Genomic DNA, 19,321 nt, shown 5'->3' on the forward strand with positions numbered 1-19,321 from the left:
GTCACCCGAACTCGCGCAGGTTGTTCAGCAGCAGATGGCGGCCGGGGGCTCGGTGGGGGGCGGTGCCCAGGGCGGGTCTCAGGCAACGAACGGCGCCCAAACAGGCCTTACAGCGCCCAGCGGCGCAACACCGACGAGCGAAGCGACAGCTCCGGCAGGTGTCACGTCTCAACCTTCCAACACCCAACCATAAGTTATAAAAAGGAGTACCGGATGCGTCAGAAACTTTATCGGACCATCGCCCCTTGCGCCTTGGTGTTTGCGATGACTGCTTGCAATGGCGACGATGGCGGAACGGCCAGCGCAGGTAGTACCGCCCCGCCAGCGGCATCGGGAACAACGAACGAAACGGGCACAGCTGCGGGTACTGGCAGCGTGGCTAGCGGTGCTTCCAGCCCGTCGGGGGGTACTAGCAGCGGCATTCCTGCCCTTGTTAACGTGAATCTTCAGAACGTTCTCAACGACCTATCGGTCAGGCTTTAGGTCGATCGTGCGAATATCCCGGTCAACGCGCAGATTCCAATTGAGGTAGCCGCTAATGTGTGCGGCGTGTCTGTCAACGTGTTATCGGTTTCGACTGGCGGCCAGGCGGCCTGTACTGCAAAGGTTGCAAGCTCGGAACTAGCGCAAGTGGTTCAGCAGCAGGTTGCGGCAGGAGGCTCGGTCGGTGGTGGGGCGCAGGGAGGCTCGACCGCCGCGACAGGTGGGGCTACGACCACCGGTGGTAGCTCGACATCGGGAGCTAGCGGCACCTCAGCAACATCCTCAGGAACAAGCGAGACAACCACCCGCACCCCTTGAGGCTCCGATCTTGGAGGGCGCCGCGCCGAACCCTGCGCCCTCACTCATGCGCCAGAATGGCCCCGGGGCACAAACAAAATGGTGCGAAACGCGGCACCCGGCAATCTGGTCGAACGCGCCTCTTATTTGCACGCGGACCAATTTTCGATCTCCAGGACCCTATGGAGAAAAGCGGTGAGGTGGATGGCTCCCGCTCACGGCATCTAAGTGCCAAGATGGGTTTGCTGTCATGCAAACCCGAGCAAGGAGCCAACGCCAGGGAGATTAGCACGATCGGCCTGGATTTGGCCAAGAACGTTTTTCAGATTCACGGTATCAGCGCGACCGGCGAGGTCGTACTTCGTAAGGGGCTGCGGCGCTCGCAGATGCTGCCGTTCTTCGCCATCAAGAGCCGTGACTGCGCCACATGGCAGGGGTTAGATAGGGACCCTGTTCATCATCGCCAAGGTCGTGGAATAATAATCGCCATCGTTCCGCGCCGGGGGCTCAGGGCGGCCGAGCAAGCGTGCGGCAATGGTGCTGCCGCCGCTAGAGAGAGGATAAGGCGCAGTCTCTCCGGTCACGACATTGATCCAAGCCGGCAGCGGTTTGCCGCTCCGATTGAGCGAGAGCCAATAGCGCGCGATTGCATCGCACAGGCTGCGGCGGCCGCTCATCTGGCAATAAAGCGGAATACGAATGCCTTCAAACCCGAAGACGGGATCGCGGCCTTCAGCCGGCTCCACAATGCCCTCGCCCTTGATGTCAAGCCAGTCGGTCGGCAGGGCGTTCGTGCCGAATCGAGCGACTTTCATGATCCTCACCCCATCAGCGCTGACCCGCTTCCACGGGCGCGGGTCCTGCCGCGAGAGGGCGTCGATGGCGGGCCAGACATAGTAAGAGGGGTTGATGACTACCCGATCGCTTTTTGCAAAGCCCTCCAGCCCCGGAAGCAGCAGCGTGAAGCCGTGCCGTGAAACGATCAGTTTTTGCGTAATCGCGCTGCTGATGTCGGCGGATTGCTGGAGGTAATCAGCCTTCCCCCAACGGTGGCCCGCCAATAGCAGCGCCCATGCGATCAGCAGGTCACCGTCGGTAGCATTGTTGAGATCAGCGACCGGGTTAGCCTGACCCGGAACAAAGCGCCAGCTGTGGAGCGCGACATCCTTCCGCATCAGAGCGCCGCGGGTCCAGCGCGCCATTGCGTCGAACGCCGTGGCATCGTTCGCCGCCTGTGCCAGCAGCATGCCATAGCCCTGTCCTTCGCTATGGCTGACGCCGCCATTGCCAGTGTCGACGATCCGACCCTCCGGGAGGAGGAAGCGGCGCTTATAATCCAGCCAACGCGCCGTGTCAGGTATCGACCTTGCGGGCGACTTGGCGCGCGCGCACCCGGTGGTGAGCGCAAAGGCGAGGGCGGTCAGGACAGTGCGCCGTTCAAATCCCATGGCGCAGTTCAACACGCCCGGCTTCACGACGCTGAATGCTGGTCGAGAGCCGATCGCCGCCACCGACCTGGCGAAACCAGGCGTCATAAGCCCCCTTTAGGATCAGGGGGGCGGCGCGGCTCCATAGGCCCTGCGCGTCCCCCTCCAGGCTCCTCGGCAGATCCTCATGGAAGATGTCGATCCCCTCATCGTCCATGTCGAAGCGCACATGTCCCCAGTTAAAGGCCTGCCAAACGAGATTGGCGTGCTGCGTCAGCCTTTCCAGTTCTCGCACATTACCCGTCGGGTAGCTGGCGGCCAGCCGCTTGCCGATTGACAAGAAAAAGCCGCTCATCTGTTCGTCCGTCGCGGTGGCGGCAATCTCCGTCAGCAGCAGGCTGGCGAAGCGGGCAATCGCCTCGCGGTCATGGCCGAGCAGGGCCATATCCTGCCCCTCCGCGACGGGGAAAGATTTGACGAACAGCATCAATTATCTCCGATGGTCTGTCTCAGCCCAATGAGCGATTTGAACTCCTTATATGGACCAAAAGTATTGATATTCAGTTCTCCGCCCAGCCTTGTGTTCGGGCTGACCTGATAGAAAAGTGAGCCGCCCGCCTGCAGCCCGAAGCCTGTCCGGCTGAGGCTGTCGTAGCGGGCGCGCACGTCACTGTTCACGCTCTTGAGATAATCGAGCACGCCCTGAGCGTCCGCTTCTGTGGGATAGAGAGCGTCGCCCTGCTGGTCGTAGCTTTGATAGCCCGGCGCCACGCTAGCCTGAATGCTGAGCGGTCCATTGATCGAGGAATAACGGATCGGGAAATTGACACTCAGGAAGCTCTGCGGACTGAAATAGCCGCCATGGCCATAGGTAAAGTAGTTCTGGTTATTGTCGTAATTCTGATAATTAACGTTGAAGCCGACAGTTATGTTGGAACGCGTATCCTGCCAGGCGCGAAGATAGCCCCCCGCGTTGATTTCCATGCTCTGATTGTCACGGACGGCTGTGCCGTCATAATGATAATAGGAGCCGTCGGCATAGACACCGTTGCCGTTCCGGTCGTACGAGAGTGACAGACCGCCCCCGCTTTTCATCACCGCACCCCAAAAGGCGCCGCTACGCGGATCTTTGGTGCCGGCATAGGCGACCAGGCTGTCGGTGACCGGCTTGCGATCGGCCCAGAGGCGGGCAGAGGCGTTGGCAAACAGGCGCGGCGTGACCTCGATCTTCCCGGTCAGATGCTCCTTGGGAAAGCCCAGCGGAGTGGTGCCAGCCTCTACCGTGAGCAGCTTGCTGACATAGCTGGCGGTGATGCCGACGCCGCTCTCATGCTGGGTGTCGGCGTTGGTGAGCTGGGAAGGCTGCTCATCCACTATACCCTGCGCTTCAGGCGTGGCGTTGGTACCGAAGCGGGCGAGGCCCGATCCGGCCGGCCGGCCGGAATCCAGGACCACGGCAGTCGCCTTGACGCCGATCCTGCCTGCCGCGACATGGGTCGACAACTGCGCGCTGCCGGTCATTTCACGTAACTTGCTGAGGCCGGTTTCGCCTGAACGGGAGCGGTAGCCGGTGTCGACGTCGACGCGCGGACCGCTGTCGCCGGCGCTCTCCTGCAACTGCTGGTCGATTTCCGAAAGGACGGGATCTGCCGGCACGCTCCCGACGCTCCCATAGGCCGAATAGCCGTAAGGCTGAGCGGGTAGGGGGGCTAAGGCCGAGGACGCGGCGAAGCCCTCCGGGGGCGGTGGCGTGTACGCCGGAGCCGGCATTCCGCCGCCGCTGGCGTAGGCGGCAGCCCCATAGCCAGTTGGATAAGAGGGTGCGCTTGGCCCTTGTGGCACGAAGCTCATGGGTGCAGCGATGGGTGCGCTGTTGCCGCTCAAGGTGAAAGGATTGACCGGCTGCGGCGCCGCCATTGCCCGGAAGGGGTTGGCAGACTGGGGCGCCGCCGCGAACGGATTGCCGTTCGCCATGACGGCGCCAGGTGCCATGCCGGTTTCGCGCATGTAGAGTGCGCGCGCAGTCTTGAGATAGCGCGACGCCTCGCTGTCATTGCCGCGGGCGCGCGCCATGCGGCCCGCGGCCATATAGACGCGATAGTCGGCCGGGTGCGCCTGTATCGCCTGCTGAACGGTGGCACGTGCGCTGTCGTAGTCGCCTGCGGCCGTCGCCGTGTCGATCAGTCCGACCATCGCATCACGATCATTGGGCTTTTGCGCCAGCACCATGCGGAAGGTCTGGGCCGCCTGCGCGTTCAGACCGCCCGATTGATAGAGCCGTCCGAGAGCGGAGAGGATTTCCACATTGCCCGGAGCTTCGTTCCACACGCCCTGCAACAGATCGAAGGCCGGCGCATACTGCCCCGCCTGCCGCATCCAGTCGGCCTGAGAGGCGGCCAGCGTCGCCTTGAGATTGCCCAACGCTCGCTGCCCGGACATGGCAGGTCCGGCTAGCGTTGCGGCCTTTTGTACTGCGCTCATGGCAAGTCCGTCCTGCCCCGTGGTGGCCAGTACGCGCACGGCATTGTCAAAGGCGCCCGGATCATTGGCGGGCGCATCCAGCGCCTGGATGGCAAGCTGCGATGCGCCTCGCGCGTCGCCCAGATCCAGAGCCGCCTGCGCCAGCGCGCCTAGCCGGTCGGCCGGAAGCCCCCGCGTCTCCGAAGCCTGCCGCAGCATCGCCAGCCCCTGTCCCTGCGCGCCCCTCGAGGCGCTGGCCCTTGCCTGCGCGATCGTCGCCGCGACGCCCAAGCCGGCGGCGAAATCACGCATCTCGGCCGTACGCTGCCCTTCAGGGATGCGCGCGACCACAGCTTGGGCGTCGCCGGTCCGGCCCGCCCGGTCGAGGATCAGCGCCGCCGCGTAAAGCGACTCCGCCTTGCTTGAATAGGCCAGCTGACGCACCAACGCGTCCTGTTCCGCCGCCCGGCCCTGCTGCTGGAGCAGCCCAGCCAGATCATAAGCGATCCAGGGATCGTCGGGAGAGTTGCCCATTGCCGCCCGGAGCAACTGTTCCGCCCGGCCCGTATCTCCCGCGTCCAGCGCGGCGCGCGCCTCGTTGCGGATCGCGCTCGCCTGAGCAGTGGCGGCGCTTGCACCTCCCTTGCCTAGTTGCCGGTATAGATCGGCCGCCTCGTTATAGCGGCCCTGCCGTTCATAGACACTGGCCAGCATAGATATTGCGGGACCCTTGTCACGGATATCGGATTGGACCAGCGACGCCGCCAGTCGCTCAGCCTGTGGCAGGTCGCCCTTGTCGCGGGCCGCGCGCGCTGAGTCGAGATCGGCATAGAAGCGCGCCGACGCAAGCGCTTCCGCCCATTTGCCGGCGGATCCAGCGCGCGACGCGCGGGAGAGCAGGTCACGCGCCTGTTCGAATTCCGATTTGCGCAGGCGCACGATACCCATGCCGCCGAGCGCATCGGCGTCATTGGGATTGGCCGCAAGCGCGGTGCGAAAGCGCGCGGCCGCATTACCGAGCTGCCCTGCCTCCAAAGCACGGAAGCCCGCTGCGCGGGCGTCGCCGCCCCGGTCTGCGCGTGCTGCACGGACAGCCGTGGTGCGTCCAGCCGGGGGGAGGCCCGATTGCGCGGCCGGGCGGGCTGCGGCCTTGGGCGTGGGTGACGGCGTGGGTACCTGGGGCTTCGGCGCCGCGGCGGGCCTGGCCCCGGCCAGGCCGCGCCTTGCTTCCGCATTGGCGGGGTCGATGGTCAGCACACGATTATAGGCCTGCCGCGCCAGATCTCCCCGTCCCTTGGACTGCCAATACCGCGCCTGCTTGAGCAGCGGGGCGACGCCGGGCACTTCGGCATGCGCCGCAACGGGAGCGAGCACCAGGGCCAGCAGCGGCAGCGCCAGATTGTTCAACTTCTTCATGACTGTTTCACCGCTTCCAGGCGCTTTTCTTCCTGCCGCTTGAACAGCAGGGAGACAGGCGCGGAGACAAGGAAGGCAACCAGCAGGCCGCCCAGCGCCATTAGGATGGGCCGCTGGCTCATCCAATAGGCAATCTTCATCCAGATGGGCAGGGATCCGACCCAGTAGCCGTTGCCGACCGCGAAGCTGGTCATACCCTCCCCGTCGACAACTGAAAGGTCGCCCTGCACCTGGGCGTTGATCTTCGTGTCGTTAAGGCCGCCAACCAGGGCCGGCAGCGCTTCGGGGTCGCTCGCCAGCAGCGCCACGACGCTGCGGCCGGCGTCGAAGGGGGACTGGAAACCGACAATGCCGTTGAAGCTGTCCGATCCGGAAAAGAACCCGTCGACCGTCCCCGCATCGCTGCGGTCATAGGGGGAGAAGAAGTCGAACAGGCGTTCGACCGGGGTGCGCTCCGTAACGCGGAGCCGGCCGTCCTGATAGAAGACCGGTGCTCCGGAAAAGAGCGACTCCGACTGAGCCATCTGCACCGGGCCGATGACGAGAATATCCTTCCCCTCCAGCTCCGCGGCGTTAATCGACCGGGTGACGGTCAATCGGATGGCGGGCGCACCGGTCGCATCACCAAAGCGACCCATGACGTTCAGGAAGGTTTCGACCACCGCTGGCGTTGGGTCAGCAGGTAGCAACGCGACGGTTTCCGCCATGTCGGGCCGCACGGTGAAGGGATATCCCCCGCCCGCAAAAGTGGCAAGATCCGGCATGTGCAGCGCATGATAGGCATGGGTGAGGTCGATCGTGCTTTGCGGCAGGATCGCGACGCGAACATTGTCCGGTAGCATGCCTTCGCACCGCTGTTTCGACTGCACCAAAAGATTATAGTCGAACACGAGCGAGTTCTGTCCGAACAGGTCGTAGCGAGGCAGGATCACGTCGGCATTGGACGTATATGCGGTGGGCCGGCCCGCGCCAATCCACTTATCCCACCAATGCTCGCCGCTCAGCGGCAGGGTCGTCAGATATTGCCCGTTCATCGACAGGTCGAGGCGCGACCTTTGTTTGTCGAGCCAAGGCGCGGAGGGATAGCGATAGCGCAGGTCGAGCTTGGCTCCCTGCCGCGGCCAGAAGAACAGATCGGGCGCGACATGGAAGCCGGCGCTGAGCGGCCCCGGCGGAAGGCCGGTGCCCTGAAGCGAATAGCGTGGCGCGATTTCGCCCAGCCGCACCGGGCGGTCGGTCCGCAGCCAGCGCGGCGCCGAATAGGCGGGATAGGACGGCAGGCGCACTCCCTCGAGTGAGGCACTCGCCCCGCCTAGCAGTCCGCGCCCGATGGCAAGGGCGGCGGCAGCCTGCTTCAATTCCTTTTCATTACTGCCGCTGACGATCAGCAACTGGCCTTCGCTGTCCACCGGATTGGTGACGATAGTGACGGCCGGTCCCGATGGCGTTGTGATGCCCGCGATCCGGCGGCCCGGCGTCGTGAACAGTACGGCATTGCCCGCGGGGATCTGTCCGTAAATCGGTTTGAAGGCATAACCGCGGTAGCTTGCCATGCCCCCGAACCAGGAGGCCGTGCTCGCCGCCGCCTGCAGCTCGCCATTGGTCGGCTTGGCGGCGAAGACGAAGGGCAGTTTCAGCGCCAGATTGTCATTACGGTCAAAGAAGGGCGCAGGCAGCCGGGCCAGGTCCGGCCGCAACGGTAGCGTTTGCGTCGTGATATTCAGGGCCGAGCGCGTGTTGCTGACATTGGCCCAGAGCGAGCTGTGGAAGGGGTCCTCGCAGTCGCGGGTATAATGGCCCACGAAGCGCAGGTTGAGCGAATTGTCGCCTGGCAAGAAGAGGGCCGGGTTGATCGGGATAGTGATGTTCTGGCCTGTTCCGTCGGACGGACGCAGCGGTAGCGCGCTCACCACTTCTCCGTTCAACAGAACGACGATCTGACTGAGATCTCCGAGCAAGGCCGGCGAGAAGTTGAAGGCAAGTGTCAGCGACGCGTTGGTCACCACCTGATTACTACGCAAGCCGAACGGGATGCCATATTCGCCGCGGGTGCCGGCCAGGCGGATCGGGTTCCTGACCTGTAGGTCCTTGAGCAGCAACCGCTGCTGCCGGCCGCCCACGCTGGACACCGGTGCCGCTTTGGCTGGCGCGCTGAGGGACACGGGAGCAGGCGCCGCATTGGCGGACGTCGGTGCGAGCGCACCCGCCACCGCGGCGGCGGCCATTGCGCGCATTGCCTTCTTTCGGCGGCGCGGCAGGCGCCATATGTCGATGATGGTATCGATGTCCACGCTGAAAATATCCTTGATCGATTTAAAGCCGGGCACAGGCGCGAGCGATTCGGCCGGCTGCCAAGCGTCGGCGCGGCCCATGACGGCGCGGACCAGATGGCGGGCGCGCACCATGTCGAGCGGCTGGAAGCGCAGCTTGGCGTGGCCGCCGGCCATGCGCACAGTGTCGACCGGGATGGTCAGAGTCTCGTCCCCCATCGGCAACGAGACATCGGTCACCGAGCGACCAGCGAGGGCGAACGCCTCCGGCAGTTCAGCCGCCAGCCCACCGAGGGAAATGTCAACGGTGGTGCCATCGACGACATAGCCATCCTCGAAATAAAGGGTGACCGGCATGCGCGCGGCGATGCGGATATTCTCGCGCACCTGCCGCTGCTCACGTGCCACCGAGATGGCGGAAATAAGGATGAGCAGGCTAAAAACGGCCCAGGCGGTATTGAGCAGCACAGTGTCGAACTGGACATCGAACAGATGCGGGTAGAGCAGTTTCACAAAGCCAAACACCACCCCGAAGACAAGCAGGCCGGCGATAATCAGGTGCGGCCGCACGGTCGTCGCATCGAAATAGGTCTGGTCGAGCAGACTGCCCTTATCGGTCACGTTGAACTTGCCCTTGCGCGGACTGAATAGTGTGACGACGGTCGGCCTCACAAGATGGAAGGCAAGCAGCGTCTCGTAAATCTCACCCCAGAACGGCCGCCGGTCGCCCCCCTGGATGCGCTCGCTCGACATGGTCGAGATGAAGAGGTGCGGTAGCGCGTAGGCGAAGATCAGTGCAGCGGAGGCGTGGATGATGTTTTGCCCTGCGATCAGATAGGCGAGCGGCGAGGTCAGGAAGACGATGCGCGGCAGCGGAAACTGGAAATGCAGCATCGCATTCAGATAACAAAGCCGCTGGTGCCAGTTGAGGCCGGGGCCGAACAGCGGATTGTCGATCCGCATGATCTGCGTCATGCCGCGTGCCCAGCGGATACGCTGGCCGACATGCAGGACAAGCCGTTCAGTGGCGAGGCCCGCCGACAGACGGATGCCGATATAGGCCGTGTTCCAGCCCATGCGCTGGAGTTTGAGCGCGGTATGGGCGTCCTCGGTCACGGTCTCGCCGGCAAAACCGTTGGTCTGTTCCAGGGCGGAACGGCGGATGATGGCGCAGGAGCCGCAGAAAAAGGTCGCGTTCCAAAGGTCGTTGCCCTTTTGCACCGCGCCGTAGAACAGGTCACCTTCGCCTGGCAGTTCTTTGACGTTGCCGAGGTTGCGCTGGACCGGATCGGGTGAATAGAAATGGTGCGGCGTCTGTAACATGGCGAGCCGCGCATCCTTCTGGAACCAGCCCACCGTCATTTGTAGGAAGGCACGGGTCGGCACGTGATCGCAATCGAAGATGGCGATCAGTTGCCCATCTGTCTTCTTCATCGCGGCATTAAGATTGCCCGCCTTCGCATGAAGATTGTCGGCCCGCGTTAAATAACCGCAGCCCGCCTGCCGTGCGAATGCGCGAAACTCCGGGCGGCGGCCGTCGTCCAGAATATAGACATGAAAGCGGTCTTTGGGATAATCCATGTCCATGGCCGCAAAGACCGTGTTCTGGACGATCGCCAGGCTTTCATTATAGGTCGGTATATAGACGTCTATGACCGGCCAGCTTTCGGGATCGCCCTCGATTTCCACCACCGGCCGGTCGAGCGGCCAGCTGGTTTGCAGCAGTCCCAGCACCAGGATGATCCAGGCATATAGCTCCGCCAGATATAGGCCCGACCCGAGCAGCGCGGCAGATAGGCTGTCAAATTCCAGCGTGTGGGTGGTGCGCCAGAACAGATAGCGGGTCGATACCAGGAGCGAGAGCATACCAATGGCGATTGTCGCCCGCTGATTTCGCGATCGATTGAACAGCAGGACGCCCGCCATGGTCGTGAGGGCAAACATCCACTGGGAACCAAGGTCGAGCGGCACCGTGACCACTACCAGAATGACGGCGGCCACGAAGAGCCCCACCGCAAACCTCAGCAGGGCTTGCGGGGCTAAAAAAGGGAGAAGGCGCATTAGACGTCTCCAGATACCGTGACGTTTGCCTCTCCCAAGGCATGCGCAAGGCCGATGCGTTCTTCGACTGCGGAGGCGAAGAAGCGTAGATCCTGCAAGGCGGCGCTCGTTGGCGCATTTTTGCTTATCGGTTCGAACCGCGCGAGCGCTTCATTGATGGCCTCGTCGCGGCGAATGGTGGCGAGCAGCTGGTCGCCAAAGAGATCGCGGATGAAGCTATGGCTGTGCCGCGACAGCTTCTGGCGATCATCCAGCTGATTCAGCACGAAAACGGTGCGGTCCAGCTTCATGGCGGGCGCGGTTTCGCTCAGCCGATTCAGCGTGGCGAGCGAGGCTGCTGTCGGCAGGAGCGCGCACACATGCAGCGCGCAGCGGGGCGTAAGCAGCTCGAGCAACTGCCGGTCTTCCGATGCGACGTCCACAACCCAGACGTGACCCGGATCGAACAGCCGGTCCAACTCCCGCGCCGCGTCCCGCAGAAATGCCGGTGATCGCGTATATTGATGACCTTGAAGCAGCTTGACGCCAAAGGCGACGAGCGGCTCGCTTGCCGCGCCGTCCAGTTCGGGCACCTGTTGCGGCGGCATGAAACCAAAATGCATTTTGAGCGCATTCTGATAGGTACAATCGAGGGCATTCACCTCATGCCCCTTGCCCGCCAGGTGAAGTGCCAACTGGGCCGCCAGAAACGTCGAACCGGTCCCGCCCTTGGGGGACTGAAAAAGGATGACCGCCATCAGTCGAGATCCGAAAATCGGTTAAAGAAATCGTGCAAATCGACACCCTTTTTCGTCCCGCCCTTGAGTGGCGTCACACCATAATTGGCGAAGATCTGATCTGGCGGTGATGGCTGCTCCCGCGTCCATGCCGGGGCGGTGGCCGCCTGCGCCTTCCCCGTGCGAGCGGAGGGCAGGGTCGCTGCCGCATCGCCCACGACGCTATGATCGCCTAATACAGCGGCGAAAATCGGCCATAATTCGGTTTCGGAAAAGGAATCCTCGAACTCGCGATAGGCAAAGTCCGTTCGGTTCAGCTTCTCCAGAAGCTTACGAGCATCTCGACGCATGGGCCCCCATTAGGCTTAATCAGAAGTTGATCGCACCATATATCGTTTCTACTATAACTTTATTAACAGGAGTCCAGTCGAAAGAACTAGGCCGCATTCTTGATCTTGATCAAATAATCCTTGGCTAAAAATTCGAACGCGACTGGTAATCCACAGGAACGCGGCGCCCAGAAAGGCTGCCGTTAGCGCGGACGGTTGGGCCGCAACCTACAGGCTGTCCGTGAGCGAAGTCGTCGGGGCTTAACTTTGGTCAGTTCGATCCGTTCACGCCCGCCCCGCTGGAGGGGGTTGGACGGATTGACCTGCGGTGCGATGAGCCGGTTACGGCCGAAGTTGGCCTAAGCCCGGGGCAGGGGAGCTTCGCCGAATGCCGGCGTCGCAGTAGCAGGCACTCGTCTACAACCTGTTCACTAATGCACAGCTCACCATGGTCTGGGGTGACGGCGCCGCGACCTCTGCGACGGTTACCCTTTCAGGGAGCAGTGCGGTCATCCCCCTCTATGGCATCGTCGCCCCGCGGCAGAATGTCTCCGCAGGGATCTACCAGGACATCATCGTGGTCAGCATCGTTCATTAGCGCGGTCAGGGCAGTGATCTCGACATTGAGCCCCACGAACCGCTCAGGGTCGCCATCGCGGCCGGACACCGCCCGGCCCATCCCCAAAACCCAGCGAACAGTGTCGTCGGCGCCCACCGTGCGGTAGCAGATGCGATAGGTCTCACCCGAAGCGATGTAGTCCTTGAGCTTCGCCACCACCTGCTCGCGGTCGGCGTCGTGGACAGAACTTGACCAGATCTCTCCGGTAAGTTCGAGCGGGCAGTCCGGGCCCAGCCCGTGCATGGCCCGGCTGCGCTCGCAAAAGCGCACTACTCCAGAGGCAAGATCGAGGTCCCACAGGCCCACCCCTGCATTCCCCTGAGCCAGTTCCAGTCGCTTTAATGCCTCCTCGGCGGTCTGCTGAGCTGCCTTGATGTGGGTGATGTCGCTCGCGCTGCCGACCATGCGGAGCGGCAGCGAGGTGACCGGATGACGGGCCACGATGCGGCCGCGGTCCAGGTTCCAAAGCCAGGCGCCATCCTCTCGGCGCAGGCGGTACTCGCACCGAAAGCTTTCGGAACAGCCGTCAAGATGGTCCTTCAGGCACCTTGTCAGCATCGGCAGGTCATCGGGATGGACGAGGTGGACAAAATTATCGAAAGTCTGGGAGAATGCATCGGGGCCATAGCCCAGCCGCGCCAAAAACGCGCGAGACATTGCTATTTCGCCGGTCTGCATATCCCAGTCCCACGCTCCGTCGCCTGCCGCTTCCAATACGTGGAGTAGGTTCTCCTCGCTCAATCGCAACTGCGCGCTCGAGTATCTTTCGTGACTGATGTTGCGGAAGCAGACCTGCATGCCCGCAGAGTAGGGCCGCGCGCTTACGTCCAGCCAGGAACGGAGGTCCGGCTCATAGAACTCGAAGCGCGTCTCCCGGCGGCCTGCCACAGCCCTGTGCAGCTCATCCCAGGCGCGGGTGCCAGCGGCGAGCGGAAACCGCTCCCATAATCCAAGGCCAACAAGTTCCTGCCCACAGGCGATCAGTTGTTGGGCATTGGCATTGACATAAGTAAATCGCCATTCGTGGTCTAGCAGGACCACGCAGTCGGTCGTTCCTTCAAGGACCTCCATTGCGTGGGGCAGTGCGGGGATCGCACCGTTTGTTGTCCCAGGCGCCACCTGCTCCTCGCTGCGTTCGGAGCCGTCGTCTTGCTCATCCAGTGGCGGATCCGAGGCCGGGGTTTCGCTCAGCGGGGTCAACTCGGCATCGATTGCCATGCGCAACGCCTCGGCGAGGCTGCCGACCTCGAGCTCTTCCATCGCGGTGGCCCGGTAGAGTTCGACCGTCCGGGGACTAAGAGCAAGGCGCTGCGCGATCACTTTGTTGCTCATCCCCGCGAGCAGGCCCTGGAGGACTTGACGCTTGCGGGCAGACAAGTGCGCAACCCGCGAGCGCGCGGAGGATTTGCGCCGGCGCTGGTCCGCGGCGTCGCGCGATCGGTCGCACGCGCGCTCTATGGCGGCGATAAGTTCGGATTCCTCGTACGGCTTCTGAAGGAAATCAAACGCCCCCCGCCGCAACGACTCGATCGCAGCAGAAACAGAAATGTTTTCACCGATCATGATAACCGGCGTGCAGCAGCCCCGCGCTTCTAGCTGGGTTACAAGATCTATTGCACCACGGCCGGGCATTTCCCAGCTGTACAATATGCATCCTTCGCGGAGCCGCCGCTGCGCCAGCAGCTCCTCTGAGGTAGCATAGATCTCGGTCCTGTACCCTCGGCCGGCAAGCAGATAGCTCAGAGCGGCCCGGACTTTCGCGTCGCCGTCGACAATGTGAATCACGAATGGAATGGCGAATCTCGGCAAATGACGCGCCCGAAAAAGGCGCGACTGGCTGTTAGAGTTGCTGGCTGGATTCGATGCCACAGCGCCAGTCCGGCGTTACGAGCACTCGGTGATCCCAGGACGGACATAGTTAATCATCCCGAATTTTCAACTCGAGCCGCCTACGGGGCGACTACAGTCGGGATTCTACCTTGCCGTAGTGAAGGCCTTTGGTCGGGTGGGCTGTGTAGTCCTGTGCGAGCTAGCGGAGGGGCATGGCATGGGATATTTGACCGCCGATTCACAATGTAATGGCACGATCACACGGCCGAGCCGGATCGACCGCCGGCTGCGCCGCACGACGGCACGGTCGCTAATGGCGGCGCTGCACGACAGCGAGGCTCTCAGCCGCAGCATCCTTGAATCGAGCGCCGACTGCATCAAAATCCTTTCGTGTGACGGGACGATTCAGTTGATGAACCCTCCCGGTCTCTGCGCGATGGAACTGATCTCGGCCGACCAGATCGTCGGACGCGAATGGAGCCTGGTTTGGCTCCAAGCCATGCAGGCCCAAGTTCGCGCAGCTGTGGGTCGTGCCCGCGCCGGAGTGACGGCGCGGTTCACCGGCTTTTGTCCAACCGCGCTGGGCTCGCCGCGCTGGTGGGACGTCGTGGTCAGCCCGATGCAAACCGAGGATGGCACTGTCTTGCGTCTACTGGCGATCTCGCGCGATGTGACTGCCGCGCGCGTCGCGGCGGACGAGCTGCGCTGGGCCAGTGAGCACGACGATCTTACCAAGCTGCCTAATCGCCGGGCCTTTGAAGCTCATCTCCGGGCGGCGACCATCCAGGCCATGGATGGGGACGCACGAATCGGGTTGTTGCTGATCGACCTCGATCACTTCAAACTTGTGAACGACACGTTGGGGCACGGTGCCGGCGATCGCCTCCTGAAGACGTTTGGAAGGCGGCTGAGGGAGACGGTGCGGATCCAGGATTACGTCGCTCGGCTAGGGGGCGATGAATTCGCCGTCATCCTGCCGGGCGTCGAGGGAGAAGCTGAGATGCTAGCCATAGGCCAAAATATCCTTTCTCGGTTGCGCGACCCGATAGTCTTTGAGGGCCGTGTAATCGGAAGCGGAGCCAGCATCGGCGGTGCCATGTTTCCCCGTGATGCCAATTGCGCCAATGACCTGCTCAAATATGCCGATACCGCGCTCTACGCGCTTAAGGCGTCGGGGCGCGGCGGCACCAAAATGTTTCACAGTAACATGCGTGAGCAGCTGCAGATGGCGGCAGCACAACTGAGCTTAGCCCGGAGAGCGATTTCAAATCGGGCGCTGGTACCTGTCTATCAACCCAAGGTTGAGATGAAGACGGGCAGAACCGTCGGCTTCGAAGCGCTATTACGGTGGCACCACCCCACACGCGGCCTCCAGCTGCCCGATACACTCTCAGAGGCGTTTAAGGACTATGAGCTGGCCTCTGCCATTGGCGAGCTGATGCAGAAAAAGGTGTTGCATGATATCGCATCGTGGAGCGCGTGCTCGCTTAGCATTGGCCGCATCTCGATCAACGCGGCGCCAGCCGAGTTTCTGCGCGACGACTATGCCGAGCGGCTACTCGGCCGTTTGAAGGAACACGCCGTGTCGCCCGAGCTGATCGAGATTGAGGTTACCGAGCACGTCTTCCTCGATCGCGGCGCGGAGTACGTTAGCCGTGCCCTGAAAGTGCTGAACGAGGCCGGGGTGCGTATAGCCCTAGATGACTTCGGCACGGGATATTCCTCTCTGTCGCACTTGCTCGATTTCCCGGTCAAAGTGGTCAAGATCGACCGCTCTTTCGTTGCCAAGGTCCACACCGATCCGCAGACTGCCGCGATCGTCAGAGCGGTCGCTGATCTCGCGGCAAATTTGGGAATTGATGTGGTGGCGGAAGGCATCGAATGCCCTGAGCAGGCTCGCTTCCTTCACGCGATGGGCTGCGGCTACGCGCAAGGCTATTATTTCGGCCGTCCGTCACATGCAGATGGGGTGCCGCAACTTCTCTGTGCAAACCCGCGGCCGCAGTTAGAGGCGTTCGGAGGGCGTGAGGTTTTAGAGTAAGATTCTGGGTCCGCCAAAGCCTCCGATCAAATGCGGTCAACCCGTCGAAACGTTGCTCGCCGACGCTGTATCCTTCGAGAATGATTAAAGTTCACAATTAGCAATGTGGTCGCGACAAATGGCAATAACGTTCGAACAGGCACGGAAGTCTCTTGCCTTTCTTGATCATCATCAACTTGAACCGTCGGCTATATATTATGAGATGGCATTGGCCTATATTACCGGTGATCTCCCGGATTTGGTCAAAGACATTGAGACACGGACAGATGGCGGCGTCCGCTTGGCTTGGAGTGAAGCTGATAAAATTGTTCAGGACTTCCTCGGAAAAAACAGGGCTATGCTCGACAAGCGAGAGAAAGAAGTAGCGCAGCAAACGAGGCAATTGGGAGACCTTACGTCAGAGGTCCATGAGGTGACCAGCGGCTTAGAGCGTGATGTCGCCAACACAGTCAGCGAAGCCACCGGATGGCCGGAGGCAAGCAGTGAATTTTTGAGCCGTCTAGCTTACGCAGAACGCGAACTCGCCGAGTTGCGAAGCAATGTGACAAAGCTCCAGGCGCGACTCGATAGCAAGGCAGATGGTGAGCCTGATCAAGGTCGAGACGCATTGACACAAGCTCTCAACAGAGATGGAGCGCACGATGTATTGCGGAACCTAACCTGTGATGGTCGAAGTTACATAATCATTATGTTTGGTCTAGACAATTTGTCGGATCTTAACGCAAAGCACGATCGGTCCGTTGGTGACAATATACTTAGCGCACTCGCATCTACACTCCGACATTTCTTCCAAGAGCAAGAGCTAATCCGTTGGGCGGGCAATCAGTTCGTAGTTGTTTTGAGAGAAACCCCGCTCATGCATGCGCGTGTCATAGCTGAAGAAGCGTTGGTGGCTATGTCACAACGGCGGTTGAGGCTGCGCGGTACCGGAGAATGGATAGGCGTGGTGACAGCGTCGGCGGGCATCGTAGTCGGCCATCGCGAGATTACGACAGACGTTTTGGATCTGGCGCGAGCCAATCTCATGTCTGCGTCAGAAGCAGGAGGAAACCGCGTCAAAGGTTAGCACGTGGTCCGCCCGTCGGTGCGGGAGGGTAATCTTTTGCACCTTGCCACTCGCAATCGATGTCGGCCAAACAAGGCATCCCGCGCTACCCCATTTCAGCCTTTCGCGTCGCCGGCCGCAGCAGGCTGCCGTGCCGGTTCTAACGAGAAGGTGGAGTGATCGGGCACGTCTCCCCTCCAGGTCCAGCCGGCAGAACCACCGATACGCCAGGTTGAGATGGACCTCCCCGCATAGGCGCCGCTCGGAACGGATGCCCATGCAGTAGCCGATGATCAGCATCCGGGTCATCAACTCCGGGTCGATCGAGGGCCGACCCGTCTCGCTGTAAGAGGGGCGCAGATGCTCACGGATTGCCAAGAGATCCACGAACCGGTCGATCGAACGCAACATATGCTCTGCCGGCACATGACGCTCGAGACTGAAGCTGTAGAACAGCGCTTCCTGCGCCACCGTGCGTTCACCCATCATCGGACGTCTCCGCTGGCCCGCGATGATTGAATCAGCACTCTCCCGCTGCTTCGAGCCCGTCTTTTTCAACACAATCGGCGCTTCCCGGACGCACAGCTGCAAATCTTCCTCTTCTAGGTGCGGACCGGCAGCTCAGGCAAATAGGCCGCTATCCGCGGACGCGAAGCAATGGAATACGGGCGGTCATGACAAGGCAGCACAGGCCAGGTCGAAGGTATCGCATTCGTACCGCGCAATCCGGCGACCTTGAGATCAGTGAGGTTTTTTGCTAATGGCTTTTGGTTCAACGCTAAGCGTATCTCGCCTTTGTAGCACGCGGAGCGCCATCGATATTGAATGTTCAAGGATGACCATTGCCTTCCTATAAAGCTCCCTCGTTCCAAGACCGTATCGCCGCAGCAGGATCGGCCAAACAGAAGGCCTTAGATGCACTGAGAGCCAAGCCACCCGTCGACGAGGCACTTATGGCGGAACGACGCAAGGCGCGCGAAGCGCAGGATCAAGCAATTGCAATCGAGCGGGCGGCTAAGGCTGAGGCCGTTGCTTTAGCCAAAGCTCAAAAGGCAGAACGCAAAGCGGCCGGACAGGCGGCAGAGGCCGAAAAACAAGCCGCCGCTGATGCCGCTGCAGCACTGAAGGCCGCTAGGCTCACGCCTGCCAGCGCCGCGGAAATGAAGGCTGCGCGGGACGCTCGCTACGCTGCGCGCAAAGCTCGAAATAAATAACGCCTCCTGCGGGACGGCCGATGACCTGGTGCGATCCGCAAATTGGAGATGCCGGTGTGGAAATCTCGGCCTCATCACTGCGATAATCGGGCAGCGTAATTTTTTGAGGCAATTCAGGTAAGCGCATGGCCCGCAAGCATTTGAAACATGACTCCTACGAAGACCTGCATCGCGAGAACGAGGCTCCGGCGGCTGTAGTATGCTGCTGGCTATGTGATCGGCCTACCGGCAAGACCATCGTTTGGCACCACCCAGTGCCCAAGAGCAGGGGCGGGCGTGATGTTGTGCCCATGCATCCCATTTGCCAGCAGACGCTGACCGCCCATTTCACCAACAGCGAACTGCAGCGCTATGGGATGGATGTGGAGGGACTGCTGGCCAATCCTACCGTGCGCAAATTTGTCGATTGGGTGTCGAACAAGGCCCCAGATTTCAACGCTGCCACGGCCAAGAAACAGCGCTGATCAAATCAGCCTTGGCGTTCAGGGCAACGTATCAACACTGAGCATCCACCCGAATTCTGGAGAAAGCATGGCCGATTTGTATCAGAAAGCATTGGAGTCGGAACGCCGAAGCCTATGGGCCGAATGCAGGCTGAAAGGTCTTGCAAAGGATACCCCGGAGCGCATCCGAATAGCGGAATTGGACGAATTGCTTGCTAAGCATAAAGCCAAGAAAGGCGCCGCATCTGACCCGTCCCGCTCCGAGGGGAAAACGCCATGAACGGATACGTGAAATTCGAAACGCCCGATGGCGATGTCCTCACCATCAATGCGGACCGTGTCAGCTTCGTTCGGCGTTACAGAGGAACGGATCAAGCCAGTGCCGTTAATTTCGAGAAGGGACACTACATCGTCGTCAAGGGCGACCTCGAATCGGTAATGGAAGCGCTCGCTGAGGCGTAGTCCGCGGAGTTCGACCCTTATCGGCCGCTCCATTACCAAATCTCACTTCTCGGGAGTGGACTGTCCGCTCGTTGCCAACCGACCGCAAATTCGTCCAAGTCTGCACTTCTAATCATGTCAGCAACTGCGCCGCCAATTGTTCTCTAACCTTATTCATCAAAACATGAGGACATTGCAGTTCGATTGGACCTTCGTCTTAAATATATCC

At 61.4% G+C, this 19,321-nt stretch carries 13 protein-coding genes and 2 pseudogenes; 7 read left to right on the forward strand and 8 right to left on the reverse strand.

Translation table 11 applies throughout. The features are described from left to right. Positions 1-1,217: 1,217 nt before the first annotated feature. Genes ACFO3E_RS09665 through ACFO3E_RS09690 form a run of 6 tightly spaced genes read right to left on the reverse strand, consistent with a single transcriptional unit; the run spans position 1,218 to position 11,480 of the window. The gene (locus ACFO3E_RS09665; protein ID WP_066530042.1) at positions 1,218-2,228 is read right to left on the reverse strand and encodes a family 8 glycosyl hydrolase; all 1,011 of its coding nucleotides are present in this window, start codon (positions 2,226-2,228) and stop codon (positions 1,218-1,220) included. Then, positions 2,218-2,694 (reverse strand): cellulose biosynthesis protein BcsD, encoded by a 477-nt coding sequence (gene bcsD, locus ACFO3E_RS09670; protein ID WP_380804201.1) that lies wholly within the window; start codon positions 2,692-2,694, stop codon positions 2,218-2,220. Before bcsD ends, ACFO3E_RS09665 begins: the two co-directional genes overlap by 11 nt. Then, complete coding sequence (locus ACFO3E_RS09675; protein WP_380804203.1) at positions 2,694-6,083, reverse strand: cellulose synthase subunit BcsC-related outer membrane protein; 3,390 nt, start codon at positions 6,081-6,083, stop codon at positions 2,694-2,696. Before ACFO3E_RS09675 ends, bcsD begins: the two co-directional genes overlap by 1 nt. Beyond that, positions 6,080-10,414, reverse strand: coding sequence for a UDP-forming cellulose synthase catalytic subunit (gene bcsA, locus ACFO3E_RS09680; RefSeq protein ID WP_380804205.1), 4,335 nt, complete (start codon positions 10,412-10,414; stop codon positions 6,080-6,082). The genes ACFO3E_RS09675 and bcsA overlap by 4 nt, the downstream gene beginning before the upstream one ends. Then, positions 10,414-11,151 carry a cellulose synthase operon protein YhjQ/BcsQ gene (locus ACFO3E_RS09685; RefSeq protein ID WP_380804208.1) on the reverse strand — a complete coding sequence of 246 codons (738 nt, stop codon included), beginning with the start codon at positions 11,149-11,151 and terminating at the stop codon, positions 10,414-10,416. The genes bcsA and ACFO3E_RS09685 overlap by 1 nt, the downstream gene beginning before the upstream one ends. Further along, positions 11,151-11,480 (reverse strand): hypothetical protein, encoded by a 330-nt coding sequence (locus ACFO3E_RS09690; protein ID WP_380804211.1) that lies wholly within the window; start codon positions 11,478-11,480, stop codon positions 11,151-11,153. The genes ACFO3E_RS09685 and ACFO3E_RS09690 overlap by 1 nt, the downstream gene beginning before the upstream one ends. 427 nt (positions 11,481-11,907) lie before the next feature. Here ACFO3E_RS09690 and ACFO3E_RS09695 point away from each other — a divergent pair, with 427 nt between their 5' ends. After that, positions 11,908-12,057, forward strand: a complete 150-nt coding sequence (locus ACFO3E_RS09695) for a spore coat protein U domain-containing protein (RefSeq protein ID WP_380804214.1) — start codon at positions 11,908-11,910, stop codon at positions 12,055-12,057. Between the two features lie 39 nt (positions 12,058-12,096). Here ACFO3E_RS09695 and ACFO3E_RS09700 read toward each other — a convergent pair. After that, positions 12,097-13,947, reverse strand: a pseudogene (locus tag ACFO3E_RS09700) (PAS domain-containing protein); the annotation flags it as partial. 178 nt (positions 13,948-14,125) lie between these two features. On the opposite strand from ACFO3E_RS09700, the gene ACFO3E_RS09705 reads away from it, so the two are divergent. Continuing rightward, complete coding sequence (locus tag ACFO3E_RS09705; protein ID WP_380804217.1) at positions 14,126-15,949, forward strand: putative bifunctional diguanylate cyclase/phosphodiesterase; 1,824 nt, start codon at positions 14,126-14,128, stop codon at positions 15,947-15,949. A gap of 118 nt (positions 15,950-16,067) precedes the next feature. After that, positions 16,068-17,015, forward strand: coding sequence for a GGDEF domain-containing protein (locus ACFO3E_RS09710; RefSeq protein ID WP_380804220.1), 948 nt, complete (start codon positions 16,068-16,070; stop codon positions 17,013-17,015). 143 nt (positions 17,016-17,158) lie between these two features. Here ACFO3E_RS09710 and ACFO3E_RS09715 read toward each other — a convergent pair. Continuing rightward, positions 17,159-17,483: pseudogene (locus ACFO3E_RS09715) on the reverse strand (transposase); the annotation flags it as partial. 353 nt (positions 17,484-17,836) lie between these two features. Between ACFO3E_RS09715 and ACFO3E_RS09720 the strand changes: the two are divergent. The 4 genes from ACFO3E_RS09720 to ACFO3E_RS09735 all read left to right on the forward strand — a co-directional run bounded on the left by ACFO3E_RS09720 (position 17,837) and on the right by ACFO3E_RS09735 (position 19,113). After that, positions 17,837-18,208, forward strand: a complete 372-nt coding sequence (locus ACFO3E_RS09720; RefSeq protein WP_066530011.1) for a DUF6481 family protein — start codon at positions 17,837-17,839, stop codon at positions 18,206-18,208. A gap of 125 nt (positions 18,209-18,333) precedes the next feature. Further along, the gene (locus ACFO3E_RS09725) at positions 18,334-18,672 is read left to right on the forward strand and encodes a hypothetical protein (protein ID WP_066530009.1); all 339 of its coding nucleotides are present in this window, start codon (positions 18,334-18,336) and stop codon (positions 18,670-18,672) included. A gap of 67 nt (positions 18,673-18,739) precedes the next feature. Next, the gene (locus ACFO3E_RS09730; protein ID WP_380804224.1) at positions 18,740-18,931 is read left to right on the forward strand and encodes a hypothetical protein; all 192 of its coding nucleotides are present in this window, start codon (positions 18,740-18,742) and stop codon (positions 18,929-18,931) included. Beyond that, positions 18,928-19,113 (forward strand): hypothetical protein, encoded by a 186-nt coding sequence (locus tag ACFO3E_RS09735; RefSeq protein WP_066530006.1) that lies wholly within the window; start codon positions 18,928-18,930, stop codon positions 19,111-19,113. The genes ACFO3E_RS09730 and ACFO3E_RS09735 overlap by 4 nt, the downstream gene beginning before the upstream one ends. Positions 19,114-19,321 lie beyond the last annotated feature (208 nt).

Source organism: Sphingobium tyrosinilyticum, assembly GCF_042654265.1.
Lineage (GTDB): Bacteria > Pseudomonadota > Alphaproteobacteria > Sphingomonadales > Sphingomonadaceae > Sphingobium > Sphingobium tyrosinilyticum.